We start from the raw sequence: 22,148 nt of genomic DNA on the forward strand, positions 1-22,148 counted from the left end.
GCGCCCCGAAACGACCGGTTGTCGGCGGGTGCAAAGCCTGGGGGTTTCTGGTCTGATTGCCGCCATAACAGGTCGCGGATGCAAGCCCGCCATAATGAGTGACGTTGCGTGAGTGGGAACATCCTGAAAGACCTGAGCCGCGAAGCGCTCGAAGCCGAGGTCCTGCGTTTGCGCGCGGAGCTGGAGCAAGTGAAGGGAGACCAGCCGACCCGCGTCGCCGCGGAACAGGAAGCCTCCCCGGGGCCCTGCGGCAGCGAGGCTCGCCAGCGCGCCATCTTCGAAAGCTCGATCGACTTCGCGATGATCGTGTCCGACCCGGCCGGCGTGATCACCGACTGGAATCGGGGCGCCACGCACCTGCTGGGCTGGAGCGCCGAGGAAATGCGCGGCGCGGATGTCGCGCGTTTCTTCACCCCCGAGGACCGCGCCAGCGGCCGCATAGAACTCGAGATGCGGCACGCGCTGGTGAAGGGCCGCGCCTCCGACGAGCGCTGGCACCTGCGCAAGGATGGCCAGCGTTTCTGGGCATCGGGCGAGATGATGCCGCTCTATGGCGCGGGCGAGGTTCACCTGGGCTTCGTCAAGATCCTCCGCGACCGCACCCGCGAGCACCTCGCCGGGCTCGCCATGGAAGAAACCCAGGAGCGCTATCGCCTGGTGGCCAAGGCCACCAACGACGCGATCTGGGACTGGGACCTGATCGCCAACCACGTGCTCTGGAACGATGCGCTGGAAGACGCCTACGGCCACCGCCTGACGCCGCAGGACATGACCGGCGACTGGTGGATAGCGCAGATCCACCCCGACGACCGCGCACGCATCGACGGCTCGATCCACGCCGTGATCGAGGGCGGCCCCACAAGCTGGAGCGCCGAATACCGTTTCCGCCGCCATGACGGCAGCTATGCCGAGATCCTCGACCGCGGCCACGTGATCCGCAACGAAGAAGGCCTGGCCGTGCGCATGATCGGCGCGATGCTCGACCTGACCCGCCTGCGCACCGCCGAGGCGGCGCTGCGCGAAAGCGAGGAGCGCTTCCGGACGATCCTGGAAACCATCGAGTCGGCGTTCGCCATCGTCCAGGTCAAGTTCGATGCCGACGACCATCCGGTGGATTACCGCTTCGTCGAGGCCAACCCGGCTTTCGAGCGCCAGGCCGGCGTGAACCTGCGCGGCAAATGGGTCACCGAGTTCGCCCCGGACCTGGAGCGCTTCTGGTTCGAGACCTACGGGCACGTCGCCAGCACCGGCGAGCCAGCCTCCTTCGAGAACTACGCGAAGGCCTTCGAGCGCTGGTTCGACGTGCGCGCGGTGCGCGTCGGCGATCCGGCCGACCGGCAGATCGCGATCATCTTCAGCGACGTCACCGCGCGCCGCGATGCCGAGGAACGCCTGCGCGCCAGCGAGGCCGTGGCGCGGCAGAACGTCGAACGCGTGCAACTGGCGCTCGCCGCCGGCGCGATCATCGGCACCTGGCACTGGGACCTGCCCAACGACAGTTTCAGCGTCGACGAAGGCTTCGCCCTCGCCTTCGGCATCGACCCGGTGCTCGGTCGCGAAGGCCTCAGCCTCGAACAGGTGATCGCCACCGTCCACCCCGAGGATCGGAACGGCCTGACCGCCGCGATCAGCCAGGTCATCAGCGGTGGCAGCAGCTACGCCCACCAGTACCGGGTGCGCCGCGCAGACGGCAACTACTACTGGATCGAGGCGAACGGGCGTGTCGATCGCGCCGACGACGGCACCCCGCTGCGCTTCCCCGGCGTACTCATTGACGTGGAGGAACGCCGCAACGTGGAGGCCGAGCGCGACCGCGCCAACGCCGACCTGCGCGTGCTCAACGACACCCTCGAGCAGCGCGTGTCCGAACGCACGACCGAGCTGATGCAGGCCGAGGAGAAGCTGCGCCAGTCACAGAAGATGGAAGCGGTCGGCCAGCTGACCGGCGGCCTCGCCCACGATTTCAACAACCTGCTGGCGGGCATCTCCGGCGCACTCGACCTGATGAGCGCGCGGATCGCCCAGGGCCGCTGGAACGACCTCGACAAGTACATCGTCACCGCCCAGGGCGCGGCCAAACGCGCCGCCGCCCTGACGCATCGCCTGCTGGCGTTTTCCCGGCGCCAGACCCTGGACCCGCGGCCGACCGACGTGAACGGCCTGATACGGGGCATGACCGAGCTGATCCAGCGCACGGTCGGCCCCGCCATCGTGGTCGATACGCTGGCCACGCGGGACCTCTGGCCAACGCTGGTGGATGCCAGCCAGCTGGAAAACGCGCTGCTGAACCTGTGCCTCAATGCCCGCGATGCCATGCCGGGCGGTGGCCGCATCGTCATCGAGACGGCCAACCGCTGGCTGGATCACCAGACCGCGGGCGTGCTGGACATGCCCGGCGGCCAGTACCTGGCGCTGTCCGTCACCGACAACGGCACCGGGATGACGGCGGATGTCATGGCCAAGGCCTTCGACCCGTTCTTCACCACCAAGCCCATCGGCCAGGGCACCGGGCTCGGCCTGTCGATGATCTACGGCTTCGCCAAGCAGTCCGGCGGCCAGGTGCGCCTGCATTCCGAAGTGGGCCAGGGCACCACGATATCCCTCTACCTGCCGCGCTTCCACGGCGACGCGGGGGAGGACGAGGACGACACGGACGCGCTGCCAACGGAGTTCGCCGACGCCGGCGAGACGATCCTGATCGTCGACGACGAGCCGACGGTGCGCCTGCTGCTGACCGAAGTGCTGGGCGATCTCGGCTACACGCTGATCGAGGCGGCGGACAGCCTTTCCGGGCTCAAGGTGCTGCAGTCGGATGTGCACATCGACCTGCTGATCACCGATGTCGGCCTGCCCGGCGGGATGAATGGCCGGCAGATGGCCGACGCCGGACGCGAAACCCGTCCCGACCTGAAGACGCTGTTCATCACCGGGTATGCGGAAAACGCCGCGGTCGGCAACACCCAGCTCGGGCCGCGGATGCAGGTGCTGACCAAACCCTTCTCCATCGAAGCGCTCAGCGCCCGGGTACGCGAACTGCTGGCCGTGTAGGTTGCCCGGCCACTCGCGACCTGCCGTACGGTCGCGACGTCCGCCGCGCGCCCGTGGTCTACCGCCCATGATCCACCGCGCACACCTGGAGAGCCGATGAAGACCCCGGAATTTCCGCTGACGCTGTATGTCGACCTGGCCTGCCCGCTGTGTGCACGCGAGGTGCGCTGGCTGGCCCGCCATGCCCGCCCCGAACGGCTGGTCATGCGGGACATCAGCGCGCCGGACTTCGATGCCGCGGCCAGTGGGCGCAGCCTCCAGCAGTTGAGCGAGTGCCTGCATGCGCGCAGCGCCAGCGGCGAATGGCTGACCGGTATCGACGCCACGCTCTGGAGCTGGCGCGCAGCCGGAGTTGGCCGCTGGGTCGCGCCGCTGGCCTGGAGGCCGCTGCGACCGCTGTTCCTGGCGGGCTACCGGCTGTTCGCCCGCGCCCGCCCGCACCTGGCCTGGTTGCCGCATCCCGACGCCAGCCGGCGCTGCCGGGATGCCTGCCCGACGGACGAGCCGCCCGGCCGCTGAGACAGCGGTTTTCCCCTACACGGCGGTGTCCGCCTCGATGCTCCCCACGATGTGTTCGCGCAGCCAGCGGTGCGCCGGGTCGCGGTGCGAGCGTTCGTGCCAGAGCATGGTCATCTGGTAACCCGGCACCGCCACCGGCGCCTCGACCACGCGCAACGCGGGATTACCGCGCACCAGGCGCCACGGCAGCATCGCCACCAGATCGGTGCCGCCCAGCGCCGCGATGACGAAGAGGAAATGCGGGACGGACAGCGCCACCCGGCGCGACAGCCCGGCCGCGGCCAGCGCCTCGTCGGTGACGCCGCGAAAGCCGCCGCCGTCCGGGGAGACGATCACCTGATCGAGCTGGCAGAAGCGCTCCAGCGACGGCGCCGTCTGCAACGCCGGATGCCCGGCGCGCCCCGCCAGCACGTAGCGCTCGGCGAACAAGGTGCGCCCGTGCAGTCCGGGCGGCGCGCCTTCCAGGGTGTGGAACGCCAGGTCGACGAGCCCCTGCTCCAGCTGTTTGGCGATACGCGGCGGCACCAGCTCCACCACCGCCAGGCGCGACTCCGGCGCCTGCGCGGCGAACCCCGCCAGCGCCGGCAGGACGAGCGTGGTCTCGCCGTAGTCGGTGGCGGCGAGGCGCCAGGTCTGCTGCGCGGTCAGCGGATCGAACGGCGCCGAGGGTGCCACCGCGCGGCCCAGCGCTTCGAGCGCCTGGCGCAGCGGCTCACGCAGCTCGTCGGCCTTCGCCGTCGGGCGCATGCCGCGCGGGCCTGGCATCAGCAACGGATCGCCGAAGAACTCACGCAGCTTGGCCAGGTGCACGCTGACCGAAGGCTGCGCGAGGTTGAGACGCTCCGCCGCACGGGTGACGTTGTGCTCGGTGAGCAGCACGTCGAGCGTGAGCAGCAGGTTCAGATCGAGCTTTCTGAGATTGTTCACGGCTATACCAGGGATTTCGGATATTCATTTCCACAATACCGGACGCACGTTCATCCTGCGCGCATCCGACCGTGGAGCTTTCCGATGAACATCCTTCTGGTATACGCGCACCCCGAACCCCAATCCCTCAATGGCTCGCTGAAGGACTTCGCCGTCCGCCACCTCGAAGCCTCCGGGCACCACGTGCAGGTCTCCGACCTCTATGCCATGCGCTGGAAACCCACGCTGGATGCGGACGACAGCCTGGCGCCGCGAGGTGCGGAACGCTTCGACCCCTCCGCGGACTCGAAACACGCCTTCGACAACGGCCTGCAAAGCCCGGACATCGCCGCCGAACAGGCCAAGCTGCTGTGGGCCGACGCGGTGATCCTGCAGTTTCCGCTGTGGTGGTTCAGCCTGCCGGCGATCCTCAAGGGCTGGGTGGACCGCGTGTACGCCTGCGGCTTCGCCTATGGCGTGGGCGAGCATTCCGACGCCCGCTGGGGCGAGCGCTACGGCGAAGGCACGCTGGCCGGCAAGCGCGCGATGCTGGTGGTGACCACCGGTGGCTGGGACAGCCACTACGGCCCGCGCGGGATCAACGGGCCGATCGACGACCTGCTGTTCCCGATCCAGCACGGCATCCTCTACTACCCCGGCTTCGACGTGCTGCCGCCCTTCGTCGCCTACCGCACCGGCCGCACCGACGCGGCCCGCTACGCCGCGCTGTGCGAGCAACTCGGCGAGCGCCTGGACACCCTGTTCAGCACCGCGCCCATCGCCTTCCGCCGGCAGAACGGCGGCGCCTACGAGATCCCCGCGCTGACCCTGCGCCCGGAGATCGCGCCGCAGCGGACCGGCTTCGCGGCGCACATCCAACGGCCGGACGAAGCGCGCGGCGATAGCGGCGAACGGAGATAGCGAGAGCCAATCCGCTAAAAAGCCTGCTCTCGGCTATGGCGCTACCGCGCCTTCGTGAATTTCTGGGCGACTACACCAGGGCAAGGGGTTGACCGTGACCCGGCGCGCTCCAGCGCCGGGCAACGGAACAAGGGAAGGGAATCGGGCTGCGGTATGAGAACACGCTGCTTCGTCACGCCTGTCGGATTGTTGGCGCCATTTATATAAACCTCCTTCACTTTCCATGTGGACCGCCGACTACCTCCCAGGCGGTTAAACGCTCGTCGGCGTGCAGTACGGGACCCCTTCGGCAAAGCGACCACCCCGCCGCGCCGGAGCACGTCATCCTGTAACCAGGCCCGCCGGGCGCTGGGTGAGCTAGCGACGCATGAACAACTACCGACCCGGGCATGGGAACCGAGCATGATCAAACTTAGTACTGCGACGACCCTGGTACTGGCCGTCGAACACATCGGGTCCGGACTGCTTATCCTGGATGCCGACGAGCGTATCGAATACTGCAATACGTTCATCGTAAGGCACTCGTTGCAGTCGAAGGAGCAACTGATCGGTACAGTCATCACCGATGCTTTTCCGCAGCTCGATCCGGCGCTCTGGCGTCGACTGATCAGCCAGGCATGCATGCAGGAGCAGCCCCTCATCTCCCTGTGGCATGAAACACCTCATTTACTGCCGCTATTCAGTTATCCCGCGCAGAACCCCGAGCAAAAGAAGCCGATGCTGCAAACGGTTCAGCTTTTCAGGTTCTGCGATAACGCGAAGTGCGAACACTTCGGACTTGCGATATTCGACAGTGATCGTACGGCTCAGGCGAGCCTCGAACTGAATCAGGCCCTGCATGCGTTGAGCCGCAATCGCGACAAACTCGATGCCGTGAACAACCAGCTCCAGCAAGCCAACAGCCAGCTACTGCAGTCGGAAAAACTCGCAGCCATTGGCCAGCTTTCCGCCGGTATTGCACACGAGATAAACAACCCGACCAGTTTCGTAGCGTCGAACCTCAATAGCCTGGGGGACTACGTCAAGCAACTGTTGGCCCTGGTCGATGCACTGCCGAACACGGCGGAACTCGACCTGCTCAAGCGCGAGTTCGACTACCACTATATTCGCGAGGACATCAATGTCTTGCTGGCGGAATCCGCTGACGGCGTCGGCAGGATAAAGAAGATAATCAGCTCCTTGCGCGACTTCTCCCATGTCGACGACGAACACTTCGTGCTTGCCGATATTGGCCCGGGCATCGATAGCACACTGAATGTCGTCAACAACGAAATAAAGTACAAAGCTCACATCTGCAACGAACTCGCTCCGCTGCCGCTCATAGAGTGCATTCCCTCCCAGCTCAATCAAGTCTTCATGAACCTGCTCATCAATGCGGCACAGGCCATCGCGGACAGGGGACGCATAACGCTTAGATCCGGACACGACGCCGAGGGCGTCTGGGTGGAGGTAGAGGACAATGGCTGTGGCATGTCTGCCGATACGGTCCGGCGAATATTCGAGCCGTTCTTCACCACGAAACCCGTAGGCAAGGGTACGGGGCTTGGACTGTCTCTTTCCTACAACATCGTGCAGAAGCATTCGGGTCGGCTCACGGTCGATAGCCGGGTCGGAGAGGGAACCCGGTTTCGGGTCTGGTTACCCCTCCGCCAGCCTCAAATCGAGGGTCGCTCAGCATGACGGAGCAAGCGGGAATCCCCACGGCCGAGCTGACTACCGTGCTGCTGGTGGACGACGAGGAAAACATCCTGAGCAGCCTGCGCAGGCTGTTGCGTCATCAGCCCTGGCGAATACTCACCGCGACAAGTGGAGCGGAGGCCCTGGCCATCCTCGAGCGCGAGACGGTCGACCTGATCGTTTCGGACGCGCGGATGCCCGGCATGGACGGCGCCGCCCTCCTGTCCCAGGTAAGAGAAGTTCATCCGGACTGCATGCGCATCATGCTGACCGGTTATGCCGAGATGGCGACGATCATGTCGGCCATCAACAACGGGCAGATCTATCAATACCTGACCAAACCCTGGAACGACGAGCATCTCGTACTCACCCTGAGCAAGGCCCTTGACCATCAGGCAACGGAGCGTGAGCGCTCGCGACTTGAGAGGCTGGCGCTGGAACAGAACACCCAACTACGCCTGCTCAACGAATCCCTGGACAGCCGGGTCAAGGCGCGCACCGCAGAACTGCAGCAAACTTCCGACATGCTCGATCTGTCGTTCGAAGAGTTGCGGCGCAGCTATGTGACCAGCACGGAAGTGTTCTCCCTGCTCATCAATCAACGCCTGCCGAAGGGTAAGCAAACCAATCAGGACGTCATCTCCCTGGTTCGAGCATTCTGCGAAGACCAGGCCATCGACATACAACTTTCACGCGACATGACCATGGCGGCGGCCCTGTACAACATCGGCAAGTTGAGCTGGAGCGATAACCTGATCGTCGCCCCGGCTGACCTGCTCTACCAGAAAAATCGTGCGACCTACCGGAGCTATCCAACCCAAAGCGAATCGCTACTGATGACACTGGAGCCCCTGCAGGACGCCGCCAGGTTGATTCGCTTTCACCAGGAGCGGTGGGATGGCAGTGGGTTCCCCGACAATTTGAAAGGAGAAGCCATTCCTTTCGGCTCGCGACTGCTGAAACTCGCCGTGGACTTCGTCGAGTTGCAGGTTGGACTCTATCTGGAACGGTATCTGAATCGCGATGAGGCGCTGTTATTCATCCGCAACAACAGCGGCAAGCTGTATGACCCGAACCTGGCGGAGTCCTTTATCTCGACCTGCGTCAACTATCTAACCGACGTCAAGATAGGCGACCCTGCAGTACGCGCCGTATCCACGCGAAAGCTGGTGGAAGGAATGATCCTGGCGCGCAATCTTCATGCTGAGAATGGAATGCTGCTATTAAACGAGGGCAAGCAACTCAGCAGCCAGCTGATTGAAAAGCTGATCGCTTTCGAAGCGGTTGAAAGTGGTCATTACACCGTTTTCGTCCGAGACCCTCTCGCCGGGTGAGCAACGCCTGCTGAAACCGCTTGCCACTGATATCAGCAAGCAGGGTGAACGAGGCTTCATCCGTCCACCCGATTCATCGACAGGCAGCGCAGTGTGAAGGCTGGCTCGGCAAGAGACGGGTTCTGGTCGATGGAGCCCTTCTTGCGAGCCCACTCCTGGCCGAAATCAGCAAGTAGCGTCGAAACCGCGAAGCGTTTTCTACCGGCAAGATCGAAGCCCGAAGTGATTGGTGGGCCAGATGCTCAAGCGGCCGCAGAGCCGGTGGACAAACAAAGCGTTGTCCACCCTACGCACTGTTCAGCACCGCGCCCATCGCCTTCCGCCAGCAGAACGGCGGCGCCTACGAGATTCCCGCGCTGCCCCCGCGCCCGGAGATCGCGCCGCAGCGGACCGGCTTCGCCGCGCACATCCAGGGGCCGGACGAAACGCGCGGCGATAGCGGCGAATGCAGATAGAGGGCCGATCCGCGCGGCCGCCCTGCTAGCCCGACGGGCGGCCGCCGTCGCCCGGCGAACGCAAGCGCTGGTGCAAGCGGCTGAGAAAACCGATATCGAACGCCCGGCGCGCGGCCTCGCTCCTCAGCAGGTCACGCTCGGCCAGCATCCCGGCCCACAACCAGCCGGGATTGGGGGTCTCCAACCAGGCCTGCGCGCAGTTCGCGCCCAGATCGAAGGCAGCCTGCTGCCTGGCCGGGAGGTTGATTTCGACGCCGGGATGCTCGTCGTGGGCGGCCAGCCGGCACACACCACGGCGGCTCATCAGCCGCCCTCCGTGGCCTGCTCGATGGCATTGACCAGCAGCGCCGCCAACTCGCGAATACGCGCCCGTACCTGGCGGATGTCCCTCGCGTCCAGGTACATCATCTGGTCGTTTTCCGGCTCGGCGGAGCCGAACTGGCGCAGCAGCAACGCCAACTGCAGCTCGGCCTCGATCCGGTAGGGATAGTTCTTCTCACGCGCACCCGCGGCAGGTGCTTGCAGTGAAGGGAAGGCGATGCGGTTCGACTCAGCCACGGCACACCTCCAGAACGAAGGTGATCGATACGACGCAAACAGCAGGGAGGTGCCCGTGCGTAAAAGGGGGATAGCGCATTTTCCTTATGCTCCTTCGTGATTTAAGGAGCCGCGTTCCAGCCGTTACCACACGGATGGAGGCGGACCGTGCAAGGGTGGTAAACCGGCTCACGAAGGAATGCCGGCCGAGCCGAAGCCCGCCTCACACGGCCCGCCATAAGTGCACGAGAAAACAACAGGCATAAAAAAAGCGCCTGCTCTCGGCTATAGCGCTACCGCGCCTTCGTGTATTTCCGGGTTACCACACCCAGGCCACGGGATTGACCGTGACCGGCGCACTCTAGCGCGGGGGGTGGGGGTAGGACAAGGAGCGGGAGTTGAGAGGTGACTTTGACGTGAAGGGTGATGCCTGGTTAGCAGTCTGCCGGCTCTTGAAGAGTCTGACAGTCACTCGACTGGCATGGTGGAAAACGGCCAGGAGCGGACATTTGCTGCTGAGAACAAGGGCTGAACGGCAGAGCTATCAGCCCTTAAAAAACCAGTCGAACAGTAACCACCTAATTGTCGACTTATGGAAGCTTGAAAATGCGTCGTGCATTTTCATAAAGGAATTGTGCTTCGACTTCAGGGCTCAACCCTAACTCCTGAACCTGTTTCATGCAGCGCGATAGGGAGAGCTGAGGAAAATTGCTTCCGAACAATACCTTTTGGCTGCCGTAGCTTTGTAGGAATTGCAGCAACTGTGCAGGGTAGTAGCGCGGCAGATAGGCTGATGTGTCGATAAAAACGTTGTCGTGCTTCCAGGCCAAGCCAATCATCTCATCAGTCCAAGGGTGACCTATGTGCCCAGCAACTATGCGTAACTCAGGGAAGTCCAACGCAACCTCATCTAAATATGGAACTGGACGACCCGTTTCCGACGGCATCAATGGACCTGTATGTCCGACCTGAGTGCAGAATGGAATGTCCAGCTCAATACACTTTACATAAAGTGGGTAATAAAGACGGTGGTTGGGGGCCAGCTTCCACAGCCATGGAACGATGCGAAGCGCCTTGCAGCCCAGTTCCAATACCGCCCGCTCAAGTTCACGTACCGCAGCAACGGGCTTGCTTAGGTCGACGGTAGCTACGCCAATAAAGCGATCTGGGTATGCACGGGTGTAATTAGCGATCTGATCGTTACTGGTCACCCAACCTTCCGGGCGGCACCAAGCCGCTAGCATTAGTTTTTCTACGCCAGCTTCGTCCATGTGCGCCACGGTTTCGAATGGGCTCATTGCTTGGTCAAGCAAATGACCACTTCCTGATTTCTCAAACAGGCATGCAACCTCAGGCATCTTCTCGCGCAGGCAACCATTAGCAGGTTGTGCCCATGCATCGATTGCTTTCATGGCATAGCTCCTTGCAGAAATAGTGGTCGCTGAAGACTAAGCATGAGCTATCAGTGTCTCAATGACCTAAGTGCCCAGATGAGTTGACCTAAGCGACGAGCAATGACCATTCCTGCTGTTCTAATGCCAGGGTATCTCTCCTGCGGTCGAAACCAAGTAGCAAGTAGGGTGGACAGCGCTTTATCTGTCCACCGCTCCAAGGTCCCAGCACCGCTGGGTGGAAATCGCGAAGTCGCGGTAAACACTAGGTGTGGAAATCCGCGAAGCAAATAGCAAGTAGGGTGGACAGTGCTTTATCTGTCCACCGCTCCCAGGTCCCAGCAGCGCTGCGTGGAAATCGCGAAGTGCTTTCCACCCAGCGGAGTTGAAGAACGCCGGATGATTAGAATTTTATTAAGATATTCGGCAGCGCTGATGAACAACAAAATCGTTCCCCACCCTACGAAGCCGTAGGGTGGACAACGTTTTTTTGTCCACCGGATTTATCGACAGGCAGCGCGGGGTGAGGGCTGGCTCGGCGAGAGACGGGTTCTGGTCGATGGAAACCTTCCTGCAAACCCGCTTCTGACCGAAATCAGCAAATGGCGTCTAAACCGCGAAGCGTTTTTCCACCGGCAAGATCGAAGCCCGAAGTAATTGGTGGGCCAGATATTCAAGGGGCCGCAAAAGCCGGTGGACAAACAAAGCGTTGTCCACCCTACGAAAGCAGGTTCCCTCCGCGGCCGCTGAGTGGTTCACACCAGATCGAATGTGCCTTGCCGCCTGGCCGGAAGGTTGATTTCAGCAAGTAGCCTGGTGATCCGGGCGCCGGAAAACGCCGTGCAGTTTCCCGTCCTACGCGATTTTGAAAACGCCGTAGGTGGACAACGCTTTTTGTCCACCAGATTCATCGGCAGGCAGCGCTGGCTTTACGCACCGGATGCAGACTCGCACATGTAGCGGATGGACATTTAGCGTGGAGCGATTAACTCATCCGGTCGTTCTGGCACAACAGGCGGGGCACTTCTGCGCACGGTAAATGCGAAAACCAGACCGCCCACATACATCAATACGCCGTAGATGGCGGCTGGCACCACCAGCGCATCGTCTCGCAACACTGTGCTGCCAATGACGATAGCCAGTGTGGCGTTCTGCATGGCGGTTTCTATGGCAATGGTGACGGCCTGACGGCGTTCCAGGCGGCCCAGTCTGGCCACTGCAAAACCGAGGATCAACATCAACACGTTAAGTGCCAGGGCCAGTGGCGCCACGACGCTGAAGTTCTGTTCGAACAGGGCCCAGTTCTTCACCAGTGCGCCAATCACGATGATCGCGAACGCCAAGGTCGAAAGCCTTGTGGCCAGCGGCTCGAATCGCTGTACAGAACGCGGCCAGGCACGGTGAGCAAGCATGCCCAGCGAGACGGGCAAACCGAGCATGGCGAAGATTTGAATCATCATGAAGCCAACCGGGAAGTCGATCTGCTGGTGCGCGCCGAGAAAGTGCCCCATGGCCAGGGTCACGATCACCGGCAAGGTGATGATGGTCATCAGGCTGGCGGCGGCGGTAAAGCTGAGCGCCAAGGCCACATCGCCGCGTGCGATATAGGTCAGCAGGTTGGACGTTGTGCCGGTCGGGCATGCCGCGATCAGCATAAAACCGACGGCAATGGCCCCTGGCAATGGAAACACCGAGAGCAAGCCAAAACACACCAAGGGCAGCAGAACGAAATGGCAGGCAAAACCGAGCAGGAAGGCGCGTGGCTGTGCAGCGATCCGCCGGAAGTCGGCGGGCAACAGGCCCAGCCCGAGTGAAAACATGATCAATGCCAGCAGCAACGGCATCAGTACCGTCGAGAGTTGGTCACCAGACAAGGCAGTCTCCCAGCGCCGTCGTTGCGACGCGATTGTTGTAATTAAGATGTTTAGCGTGGGCCCAACACTGCGCACTCAGGTGCGGTTCGATGCCATATAGATGCTGCGCTTGGGAGTAGCCATTACGCGGCGCAGCATGGGCTCAAAAAACTCCAGCGGTAGTGTCTGTGCAGTCGGGTCGAACGCCGCTGCATCATATTTTTCGCAGAACTCGACAGTACGCAGGTACAGGTCAGGCAGGTGCGAAAAGCGATCGCGTGAATGCCGATCAAGGCCCAGGTGCTCGAAAAAGTAATAGCCCTGGAACAACCCGTGGTTGGCGATCATCCAGTGGTTTTCCGTGCTGACAAATGGCTGCAGGATGACCGCCGCCATGTCCGCGTGGTTGTAGCTGGCCAGCGTGTCGCCAATATCGTGGAGCAACGCGCACACCACGTACTCCTCATCTTTCCCATCGAGGTGCGCCAGGGTTGCGGTTTGCAGGCTGTGGGTCAGCCGGTCTACGGCGAAACCACCATAGTCACCACTGAGCAAACGCAGGTGGTCGAGCAAGCGGTCAGGCAGTTTGAGCGCATGCAGTTTTTGCTCGTCTGCGATCACGCGCCAGTCGTCCAGCGTACCGTCGCGCATATGGTGAAAAGCGGCTTGCAGAGTCGGTTTCATGCGGCGCTCCTGTCAAAGGCGAAAACCGGGATCGATGCGGTCAAGCCGACGCAACAGACCCGGCCATGCCAGTGCTCCGCCCAGCCCATGGGTGACTTGCTTGGCCTGAGCGGCAATGCCCGCCAATACATCACCCCCGATTGGCGCCACGGGCACGCCGCCCGACAGCGCCCGTACCTGGATCATGCAGGCGGCCTCGAACACGTACATTGCGAGGAAGGCATCAGCCACGCTGGCGCCCACCGTCAGCAAGCCGTGATTGCGCAGCATCAGGAAGATGCGATCGCCGAAGTGCTCCACCAACCGGGGCTTTTCCTCGTCGTTCAGCGCCACGCCTTCGTAGTCGTGGTAGGCCAGCGAGGCGAGGACGAAGAGCGATTGCTGCGACAACGGCAGCAGGCCACCCGTCTGCGTTGAGACGGCGCAACCGTTGATGGAATGAGCATGCATCACGCAGTGGGCGTCCGGCCGCGCAGCGTGCACGGCGCTATGAATGGTGAAGCCTGCGGGGTTTACGTCATGAGGGGTTTCAGCCACCTTGCGCCCTTGGTAATCGACCTTGACCAGGCTGCTGGCCGTGATTTCGTCGAACAGATAGCCGTAGGGGTTGATCAGGAAATGGCCGGCTTCGCCGGGCACCCGACAGGAGATATGGGTGAAGACAAGGTCATCCCAACCGAAGTGAGCGTAGAGCCGATAGGCCGCCGCCAACTCCACCCGTGCTGCCCACTCGGCATCACTGACGAGGCCGCGCAGGCTGGTTGTGGGTTGAGGCGTGGCGAGAAGACTTTGGCTGCTCATGGTGCTGACTCCGATTAGTTAAGGCACACAGGAAATAATCTTCAGCGCGCCACGCTATAAACTGAAATAACATACGGGTCGATTTTCAATAACCAGATGGGATGGCGATGCTTGAGGACGACCTGGTTTATTTTTCCACCGTGGCCACTGCTGGCAGCCTCGCCCGGGCTGCCGAACGCCTGGGCGTGTCACAACCGGCGCTGACAAAATCGATGCAGCGGCTGGAACGTCGGTTGGGCGTCAAATTGCTCTTGCGCTCTTCTCGCGGGATTGAGGTGACCGACGCCGGCGCGGCGTTTCTGCTACGCAGTCGTGCCATCTCGCGCGAGTTGGAAGTCGCCTTGCAGGAGGCGCGTGACGTTGCCGGTGGCCAAGCCGGATTACTGCGAATCGGCGCAACACCGGCGGCGGCGAATTTTGCCCTGAGTACACTGCTGCCCCGATTGATCGAGGAGCGGCCAGCCGCGCGGGTTAATTTCGTTTCAGGATTCAGTGACGCCTTGCTCGATGCGGTGGCCAACGGCGATGTCGAACTGGCGTTGTTGCCCTTACCCGAACGGATGGATCCGAGCTTGGAAATGCTTCATCTGCTGGAGGACGACTATTACGTCGTCGTCAACAATCAGCATCCTTTGGCAGCCTTACAGAGTGTCTCGTTGAGTGATCTGGCCGGTTGCCAATGGGCCGGCTCTAGCAAGCATGAGTTTGCGCGCGTGCAACTCGAGCGAGCCCTGGCGTCGGAAGCGATTCCGTTGCCGAACCTGGTGCTGGAGGCGAACAACCTGCCAGCGCTGCTGTTGGCGGTGTCACGCATGCCGCTGGTAAGCATGGTCAATTCCCATGCCGTGTCAGCGGAAAGCCTGCCACCCAATGTCGTGATGCTGCCGATCCGTTCGGAACAGATCCGTTGTCCCATCGGTATCGTCTGGCGGCGCGGTTACATGTCATCCATCGCGCTGCGGGCGAAGGCGCTTTTACAGGCAGCGGCACGGACATAGCGCCTTCGGGGTCGCGGCAGTTACGGCAATCGGCCCGCGGCGAACAGGGCCTGATCCTTTGCTGCCGCACGCTTATAAGCGTCGCGGCCGGTAAGGTTCCCGGCGCAGGAGAAAAACTCTTTTCAGCAAGTAGCCCGGTTATCCGGACGCCGGAGAACGCCGTGCAGTTTTCTGCCCTACGCGACTTCGAGATACAAGGGTGGACAACGTTTTTTTGTCCACCCGATTCATTGACAGGCAGCGCGGGGTGAAGGCTGGCTCGGAGAGACGGGTTCTGGTCGATGGAAACCTTCCTGCGAACCCGCTTCTGGCCGAAATCAGCAAATGGCGTCTAAACCGCGAAGCGTTTTTCCACCGGCAAGATCGAAGCCTGAAGTAATTGGTGGGCCAGATATTCAAGGGGCCGCAAAAGCCGGTGGACAAACAAGGCGTTGTCCACCCTACGAAAGCAGGTTCCCTCCGCGGCCGCTGAGTGGTCCACACCAGATCGAATGCGCCTTGCCGCCTGGCCGGAAGGTTGATTTCAGCGGCGGGATGATCGAACCGACATACGGCCGAACAGCACGAATGCCCAGCCGGACTAGCCGTCCCGGGCCAGCTAACCCTGGAGGGGAATCGGCTTTCTGGGTGCGCGGGTTTCGCCAAGAATTCTTCCTGCATCCCTGGCAGGCGGGAGGCCGAACACCTTCACGTAGTCCCGGCTGAATTGCGTTGGGCTTTCGTAGCCCACCTCGAAGGCGGCCTGGGTGACGTTCCTGCCGCTGGCGACCATCAGCATCCGTGCCTGGAGCAAGCGCACGCGCTTTTGATACTGCAAGGGGCTCAAGGTCGTCACCGCCTTGAAGTGCCGGTGAAAGGCCGAAACGCTCATTGCCGCCTTCTGAGCCAGGCGCTCTACCCTGATCGGCTCGGCGAAATCCCGACGAATCCACTGGATGGCCGTATTCACGCGGGCCATGGCGGTATCCGGTGCGGCGATTTCCCGAAGCATCCAGCCATGGGGACCTTGCAGGACGCGAAACAGTATTTCTCGCTCGTAAGCGGGCGCGAGGGCTGCGATGGCGTCCGGGTTGCCCATCAATCGCATCATGCGCACCCAGGCATCCATCAGCTCGGGCGTGACGGCCGCTACCGAGAAGCCCGGGTCGCCTTCATGCCGGTCGGCAGGTTTGGGCAAGTCTGCCAGGAGTGTGGCCAGCACGGCGGGATCGAGCGTCAGGCTGATGGCCAGGTAGGGTTCGCCCGAGGGCGCGGGGTGCACCGTGCCCACCGCGGGCAGCTCGATGGACATGACGAAATAGGTCGCCGGGTCATAGCGCAGCGTGCGATCACCCACGCTCATGGTTTTGCTGCCCTGCAGGATCAGGTTGATCATCGGGTCATAGACCGCCGCCAGCATATGCTCGGGAACCTTGCCCTGAACCATGGCGACGCGCGGGATACCCGTTTCCGTGCGGCGGTTCTCGGCCATGGCAGCCAGGGTGCGGAGTTCTTTCAACTGATCGTTCATGCCGGCCATGCTGAATGGAGCAGCGGGAACGGCGCAAGCAAAAAGCAGAAACAGGCAGGTTTCGAGCAGGAACGGCTGCGAGCGCGATGACCAGGACTCCTAATGTGGAGGCTCATGCGATCAACAGGAGCACGCCATGGGCGTCATCGTCATAACCGGAGGCAGTCGAGGGATCGGTGCCCGTACAGCGGAACAGGTCGCCCAGCGCGGAATGGGCGTCATTCTGACGTACAACCAACATCCGGATGCCGCGGATGAGGTGGTGCGACGCATCACAGAAGCGGGAGGCAAGGCCGTTGCACTCAAGCTCGACGTGGCGGATGTCGGAAGTTTCGAAGCATTCCGTGCAGCCGTTCTCGCTGCGCTGCGGCAAACCTGGGATACGACCACCCTTGCAGGTGTGGTGAACAATGCCGGTTACGGCCTGTTCAACCCGCTGGCTTCAGTCAGCGAGGCGCAGTTCGATGGTCTGTTCGACGTTCATCTCAAGGGGCCTTTCTTCCTGACGCAGACCCTGCTGCCTCACCTGGAAGAAGGCGCCAGCATCGTCAACCTGACCAGTGCCACCACCCGTGTCGCCACCACAGGAGTGGCACCTTACGCCGCGTTCAAGGGCGGATTGGAGGTGCTGACGCGTTACATGGCCAAGGAGTTCGGCGATCGGCGTATCCGCGCCAACGCGGTATCTCCCGGGGCGATCCGAACCGAGTTGGGCGGCGGGCTCAATGACGAGTTCGAGGCGATGCTGGCGGCACAAACGGCGCTAGGCCGGGTCGGTGAGCCAGACGATGTGGCCCGTGTCATCGCCATGCTGCTGTCCGAGGACGGGGCCTGGATCAATGCCCAGACCCTCGAGGTCGCGGGCGGCTACATCATCTGAACGAGCGGGAGGCACGCCATGCTGGACCACATTTTTCTGTCCGTGAGCGATATCGAGCGCTCTATCCGCTTCTACGAAGCGGCCCTGGCGCCGCTGGGCATTGCCACGCGCCTGGACTACGACGGCAAGGATGGCCCGCCCGGGCATCCGGACCTCAAGGGCTTCGGCGCCCACGGCCGCATGTTCTTCTGGTTACGCGCGGGTGAGGTCGATAGTCGCTCGGTGCATGTCGGGTTCGTAGCGAGCAGCAAAGCCCAGGTTGAACGTGCCTACGCGGCCGCACTGGCCAATGGTGGGTTCGACAAGGGCCCGCCCGGCGCGCGCCTGCACTACGACCCGAACTACTACGCCGCGAATGTTCTGGACCCGGACGGGTACAGCCTGGAGTTCGTCTACAAGAACTGGCAGCACCCTCGGGGAAGAACTCAGTGATCCACGGCGTAACCACGCGCATCGCCCCCTCTCTGTACCGCTACCGGTTGGCTGATCGGGTGTAGAGACACGGCGTCACCCACGCGGTTTTCATTGAACTCCAGGGATGCGTGGCGACGTTCATACGGCCACGTTCGCCCCTGCCCCGCTCGCTGTAGCGGCTGAATTCAAACCTGCCGAATGATCGGCGTTTCTAGGAATAACCTGATGAGTCAATTCGTTGGATCTGCAATCGATCATCTGGGCATTGGTGTTTCGGACATTCTGCTGGCGCGCCGCTTCTACAAGCAGGCGCTCGCGCCGCTGGGGATCACCTTGATGATGAGCATCGACGCCGATCCGCCTCAATCGAAGCCTCGGCGGCTGGGGTTCGGTTCTGCAGACAAGCCCTTCCTCTGGCTGCACGAGGCGCCCATCCCCAGTTCCGGAGCGCACATCGCGCTGATCGCCGACAGTCGAGAGGCTGTCGACGCGTTCCATGCGGCGGCCATGGCCGCTGGCGGCAGCGACAACGGTGCGCCCGGGCTCCGGCCCCGATACCACGCCGACTATTACGCAGCCTATGTACTGGGCCCTGACGGCGTGAATCTGGAGGCTGTTTGCCAGCGCGCGACTTGAGCAGGCAGGGCGTTGTCCAACCCTGACGCCTGACCTTTCCAGGCTGCCTGGCTCAGCGATGACGGCAAGGCGCTGTGAGGTCTGGGTGGCGGACCGAATGGACGATGGCTTCGCCCCGGTAGCTCGCCGTCATTCGCTAATCCAGAACGCCACGCAGGACTTCGTAGATCACACCGGTAGCGATGGTCACCAGAAGCAGATCCGTGCCCACCTGCTGCCACTCATACCCCTCGTAGTGCGGGAGACGACCGAGAAGGCGGCTATCCAGCTTCTTCGCGATTCCAGGAGGAAGAGGTTTGCCTCGGGCAAGGTTCTTCTGGATTCCCGGGGGTAATGAGGCGCCTGGACTCCAATAGTCGCGATTGTCATTGAGGATGACGCGCACCCCGCCTGAATCTATGTCCGGGCTACCTTGCCAACCGCCTCCAGCGCCCTGCTCGTTGTGGGCTCCCTTGCCATGCTTATTGCCTTTACCGCCACCCGGATCGGCAAGCAGCGCAGGCGTAGCACCGATCAAAGAGACGCTAAGAAGGACCGACAACAGCGTCTTGAATTCAGGCATCTGCATATTCTCCAGTGATTCGCCTCGTTTCCCAGGCTCGCGATTTGCCTGGATAGCTGACGGCGAAAAGCACTTTCGGTTCCGTGCTACGCAACCGCCGGCAGCCGTGGCCGGGCGAAGGTAGACGCTGGAGCAAGCAGCCAGGAAAGCCGATGGCGGACGCCCGGCTGCAAAGTACGAACGCTCCAGGCTATTGCAGCGGGACATAGATGTCCGTCTGGCACGCCTCCGGCGGTGTCTCGGGGAAGACGCTCAGGTAGTGGAAGAACAGCGGGTGGTCGCGGAGCTCTTCGTTGCTGCCAGGCAGCCAGTCGCGATAGATCGGATAGATGCTCTCGCCGATGTGATCGGGCGAGCCGATATGGCGAACGACCGCGCAGCGGCCGCCGGGAATGATCATCTCGCGGACGCCGTAATCGTTCGGCAGCACGGCCCCGTCGAGTTCGCCGCAGATGGCGAAGCGAAATTCTTCCGCCGGCGTCGTGTCGGGGTTGCCGTAGGGAATGCCGAAGGTGCGCTGGGTGCCTACCGGCGACTGCCCGCTGCTCTTACGCCACTGGATGAATCGACGCACGCTCTCGTCCAGCTGTGCGGGAGGGCCGCAGTGGTCGAGCGCGGCGACCCGGACTTCGGCGAAATCGACGATACGTACCTGCATGCTGATGCTCCTGGAAAAATGGGGAATGGCGAAAACCGCATGCCAGGTCTGCCAGTTCGGCGCCTGCCGGAACGCACTGGGCGCCATGCCGAAGTCCCGTCGAAAGGCCCGACTGAATGCCTCGGGGCTGTCGAAGGCGGCGTCGAGCGAGGCGTCCAGCACCGAGTATTCCGCGCCGGACGCCAGCCGATGCGCCGCGCGCCGGAGACGCATCAGCTGCACATAGCGCGCAACCGGCACGCCCACATGGGCGGTGAATTGCCGGTGGAAGTGAAACGCCGAGAAATGCGCCACCTCGCTCAAGGTCTTCAGCGAAAGGTCACCCTCCAGGTAATCATCGATGTAGGCGAGCACGGCGTCGAAGCGTTTGCCGTAGGCAGTCGGAATTTCGGGCACTGGACGCTCCTGGTTATGCGGTCGGCGACAGCATCTCCCGATCCGCAACGGGCCCGCCTAGCCGGACTTGCTCAGGTTACGCCCATGGCGGCCGCCTCCGCCGGTCAGCCGCGGCTATCTGTTAGCACGGCGGTGGCCGCCATGGGGAGGCGTCGGCTTGTATTGCCATCGGCCGAGGGCGGGCATTGGACGGCGAGCACTTCGCAGTGCCCACCTGTGCTGCCGAGGCCTCTTGTGGCCACTGACGTGCGACTAGTTCAGCCTTTCAACCTTGAGCAACTGCGCCGGGCCGTCGTCGAAGCGGGACACCGCGACCAGCAACGCCTGGATCGAGGCGACGACGATGTTCGCATGGCTGCCCGCGCCGAAGCGCGAGCCGGCCACACCTGGCCAGGCCACCTCGACCAGCGCCAGGGCATTGGCGGCGGCACCGCCCCCCAGGCTGCGTTCCTCGTAGCTGTCGACACGGATCGGCAGGCCCATCGCCGCCACGGCAGCGTCGATGGGGCCGGTGCCGATACCCCGCAGCGTCTGCCGGCGCCCGTTCGGCAGCATGATCTCCAGTATCACGCCCTGGCCGGCTTCGTCTTCGAACAACTGGTGACCGACATAGACCAGTTCGCCACCGGCACGCGCGGGTGCCAGATAGTGGCGCTGGAACAGCTCCCAGAGTTCGGCGCTGGTCAATTCCGTTTCGCTGCTGTCGGCCATCTTCTGCGCGATGGCGCTGAACTCGACCTGCATGCGCCGCGGCATCGACACGCCGTGGTCGCGCTGCAACAGGTAGGCGATGCCGCCTTTGCCCGACTGGCTGTTGACCCGCACGATGCTGTCGTAGGTGCGCCCCAGGTCCTTCGGGTCGATCGGCAGGTAGGGCACTTCCCAGATGCCATTCGGGTCCTGCGCGGCGAAGCCCTTGGCGATGGCGTCCTGGTGCGAGCCGGAGAAGGCGGTGAACACCAGATCGCCGACATAGGGATGGCGCGGGTGGATCGGCAGCCCGGTGCAGGTCTCGGCGACCCGCGCCACGCCGGCGATGTCGGAGAAGTCCAGGTGCGGGTCGACGCCCTGGGTGTAGAGATTCAGCGCCAGGGTGACCAGATCGAGATTGCCGCTGCGCTCGCCATTGCCGAACAGGTAGCCTTCCACCCGCTGGGCGCCAGCCAGCAACGCCTGCTCGGCGCAGGCCACGCCGGTGCCGCGGTCGTTGTGCGGATGAACCGAGAGCACCACGTGCTCTCGGCGCGCCAGGCGCTCGTGCATCCATTCGATCTGGTCCGCGAACACGTTGGGCGTCGCGACCTCTACCGTGGTCGGCAGGTTGATGATGATGGGCCGCTCGGGGCCGGCATCCCAGGTGCGAATGGCGGCGTTGCACATGCGCAGCGATACCTCCAGTTCGGCCATGCAGAAGGTCTCCGGGGAGTACTGCAACACCCATTCGGTCTCGGGGTGCGCCGCCACCTTTTCCTTGAGCAATTGCACGTGGCGCGCTACCAGTTGCTCCACTTCGTCCACCGACAGGCCGAACACCACGCGCCGCCACACCGGCGCGATGGCGTTGTACAGGTGCACGATCACCCGCCGCGCGCCGGCCACGGCGCGCACGGTCTCGTCGATCAGGTCCTCGCGCAGCTGGGTCATGACCATGGGCGTGACGTCGTCGGGGATGCCGCCCTCGTCGATCAGCTGGCGGATGATCTCGAAATCGGTGCGCGAGGCGGCTGGAAAGCCCATCTCGATCTCCTTGAAACCGAGGCGCACCAGCTCGCCGAACAGGTGCAGCTTGCGTTGCCGGTTCATCGGCTCGAACAGCGCCTGGTTGCCGTCGCGCAGGTCGGTGGACAGCCACACCGGCGCCTGGGCGATACGGCGCGATGGCCAGCGGCGGTTGGGCAGGTCGATGGAGGGAGAAGCACGGTACTTGGTTTGCGGATTGCGCAGCATGGGCGGACCTCGAACGGGAGA

The 22,148-nt window shown here is 62.9% G+C and carries 20 protein-coding genes; 9 read left to right on the forward strand and 11 right to left on the reverse strand.

The window, feature by feature from the left end; translation table 11 throughout:
* The first annotated feature begins 162 nt into the window (after nt 1–162).
* Together BLV15_RS12090 and BLV15_RS12095 are read left to right on the forward strand one after the other, a co-directional pair.
* Entirely contained in the window at nt 163–3,048 is a 2,886-nt protein-coding gene (locus tag BLV15_RS12090) for a PAS domain-containing hybrid sensor histidine kinase/response regulator (protein ID WP_407072460.1), read from the forward strand.
* Between the two features lie 96 nt (nt 3,049–3,144).
* Nucleotides 3,145–3,567, forward strand: coding sequence for a thiol-disulfide oxidoreductase DCC family protein (locus BLV15_RS12095; protein ID WP_090228431.1), 423 nt, complete (start codon nt 3,145–3,147; stop codon nt 3,565–3,567).
* Nucleotides 3,568–3,582: 15 nt separating this feature from the next.
* On the opposite strand, the gene BLV15_RS12100 is transcribed toward BLV15_RS12095, so the two are convergent.
* Nucleotides 3,583–4,494 carry a LysR family transcriptional regulator gene (locus tag BLV15_RS12100; protein ID WP_217632891.1) on the reverse strand — a complete coding sequence of 304 codons (912 nt, stop codon included), beginning with the start codon at nt 4,492–4,494 and terminating at the stop codon, nt 3,583–3,585.
* Between the two features lie 84 nt (nt 4,495–4,578).
* On the opposite strand from BLV15_RS12100, the gene BLV15_RS12105 reads away from it, so the two are divergent.
* The 3 genes from BLV15_RS12105 (at nt 4,579) to nosR (ending at nt 8,405) form a co-directional block, all read left to right on the forward strand.
* On the forward strand, nt 4,579–5,394 hold the full coding sequence (locus BLV15_RS12105; protein ID WP_090228436.1) for an NAD(P)H-dependent oxidoreductase: 816 nt from the start codon (nt 4,579–4,581) through the stop codon (nt 5,392–5,394).
* Between the two features lie 402 nt (nt 5,395–5,796).
* Entirely contained in the window at nt 5,797–7,074 is a 1,278-nt protein-coding gene (locus tag BLV15_RS12110) for an ATP-binding protein (protein WP_090228439.1), read from the forward strand.
* Entirely contained in the window at nt 7,071–8,405 is a 1,335-nt protein-coding gene (gene nosR / locus BLV15_RS12115; protein ID WP_090228441.1) for a response regulator c-di-GMP phosphodiesterase, NosR family, read from the forward strand. The genes BLV15_RS12110 and nosR overlap by 4 nt, the downstream gene beginning before the upstream one ends.
* Nucleotides 8,406–8,885: 480 nt before the next feature.
* Here nosR and BLV15_RS12120 read toward each other — a convergent pair whose 3' ends face one another.
* From BLV15_RS12120 to BLV15_RS12145, 6 genes are all read right to left on the reverse strand, one after another.
* Complete coding sequence (locus tag BLV15_RS12120) at nt 8,886–9,164, reverse strand: LasR-specific antiactivator QslA (protein ID WP_090228444.1); 279 nt, start codon at nt 9,162–9,164, stop codon at nt 8,886–8,888.
* Nucleotides 9,164–9,418 (reverse strand): hypothetical protein, encoded by a 255-nt coding sequence (locus tag BLV15_RS12125; RefSeq protein WP_090228447.1) that lies wholly within the window; start codon nt 9,416–9,418, stop codon nt 9,164–9,166. The genes BLV15_RS12120 and BLV15_RS12125 overlap by 1 nt, the downstream gene beginning before the upstream one ends.
* Before the next feature lie 569 nt (nt 9,419–9,987).
* On the reverse strand, nt 9,988–10,809 hold the full coding sequence (locus BLV15_RS12130) for an amidohydrolase family protein (RefSeq protein WP_090228449.1): 822 nt from the start codon (nt 10,807–10,809) through the stop codon (nt 9,988–9,990).
* Nucleotides 10,810–11,759: 950 nt separating this feature from the next.
* Nucleotides 11,760–12,632 (reverse strand): bile acid:sodium symporter family protein, encoded by an 873-nt coding sequence (locus BLV15_RS12135; protein WP_139210718.1) that lies wholly within the window; start codon nt 12,630–12,632, stop codon nt 11,760–11,762.
* 105 nt (nt 12,633–12,737) lie between these two features.
* Entirely contained in the window at nt 12,738–13,325 is a 588-nt protein-coding gene (locus BLV15_RS12140) for an HD domain-containing protein (protein WP_090228453.1), read from the reverse strand.
* Between the two features lie 12 nt (nt 13,326–13,337).
* On the reverse strand, nt 13,338–14,126 hold the full coding sequence (locus tag BLV15_RS12145) for a class II aldolase/adducin family protein (protein ID WP_090228456.1): 789 nt from the start codon (nt 14,124–14,126) through the stop codon (nt 13,338–13,340).
* Nucleotides 14,127–14,233: 107 nt separating this feature from the next.
* On the opposite strand from BLV15_RS12145, the gene BLV15_RS12150 reads away from it, so the two are divergent.
* The gene (locus BLV15_RS12150; protein ID WP_175534351.1) at nt 14,234–15,124 is read left to right on the forward strand and encodes a LysR family transcriptional regulator; all 891 of its coding nucleotides are present in this window, start codon (nt 14,234–14,236) and stop codon (nt 15,122–15,124) included.
* Between the two features lie 598 nt (nt 15,125–15,722).
* Here BLV15_RS12150 and BLV15_RS12155 read toward each other — a convergent pair.
* Nucleotides 15,723–16,634, reverse strand: a complete 912-nt coding sequence (locus BLV15_RS12155; protein WP_175534352.1) for an AraC family transcriptional regulator — start codon at nt 16,632–16,634, stop codon at nt 15,723–15,725.
* Between the two features lie 136 nt (nt 16,635–16,770).
* Between BLV15_RS12155 and BLV15_RS12160 the strand changes: the two genes are divergently transcribed.
* The 3 genes from BLV15_RS12160 (at nt 16,771) to BLV15_RS12170 (ending at nt 18,564) form a co-directional block, all read left to right on the forward strand.
* Nucleotides 16,771–17,514, forward strand: coding sequence for an SDR family NAD(P)-dependent oxidoreductase (locus BLV15_RS12160; protein WP_090228462.1), 744 nt, complete (start codon nt 16,771–16,773; stop codon nt 17,512–17,514).
* An 18-nt stretch (nt 17,515–17,532) separates the two neighbouring features.
* Nucleotides 17,533–17,946: a VOC family protein gene (locus BLV15_RS12165; protein WP_090228465.1), complete on the forward strand. Its 414-nt coding sequence runs from the start codon at nt 17,533–17,535 to the stop codon at nt 17,944–17,946.
* Nucleotides 17,947–18,153: 207 nt separating this feature from the next.
* A complete protein-coding gene (locus BLV15_RS12170) occupies nt 18,154–18,564 on the forward strand; it encodes a VOC family protein (RefSeq protein WP_090228468.1) in 411 nt (136 codons plus the stop codon).
* 136 nt (nt 18,565–18,700) lie between these two features.
* Here the strand turns inward: BLV15_RS12170 and BLV15_RS12175 are convergent, their stop codons facing one another.
* The 3 genes from BLV15_RS12175 to BLV15_RS12185 form a co-directional block, all read right to left on the reverse strand.
* Nucleotides 18,701–19,126: an anti-virulence regulator CigR family protein gene (locus BLV15_RS12175; RefSeq protein ID WP_090229087.1), complete on the reverse strand. Its 426-nt coding sequence runs from the start codon at nt 19,124–19,126 to the stop codon at nt 18,701–18,703.
* Nucleotides 19,127–19,316: 190 nt separating this feature from the next.
* The gene (locus BLV15_RS12180; RefSeq protein WP_090228470.1) at nt 19,317–20,180 is read right to left on the reverse strand and encodes an AraC family transcriptional regulator; all 864 of its coding nucleotides are present in this window, start codon (nt 20,178–20,180) and stop codon (nt 19,317–19,319) included.
* A 252-nt stretch (nt 20,181–20,432) separates the two neighbouring features.
* Complete coding sequence (locus BLV15_RS12185) at nt 20,433–22,127, reverse strand: 2-isopropylmalate synthase (protein ID WP_090228473.1); 1,695 nt, start codon at nt 22,125–22,127, stop codon at nt 20,433–20,435.
* Nucleotides 22,128–22,148 lie beyond the last annotated feature (21 nt).

This window comes from Pseudomonas kuykendallii, from assembly GCF_900106975.1.
GTDB lineage: Bacteria > Pseudomonadota > Gammaproteobacteria > Pseudomonadales > Pseudomonadaceae > Pseudomonas_O > Pseudomonas_O kuykendallii.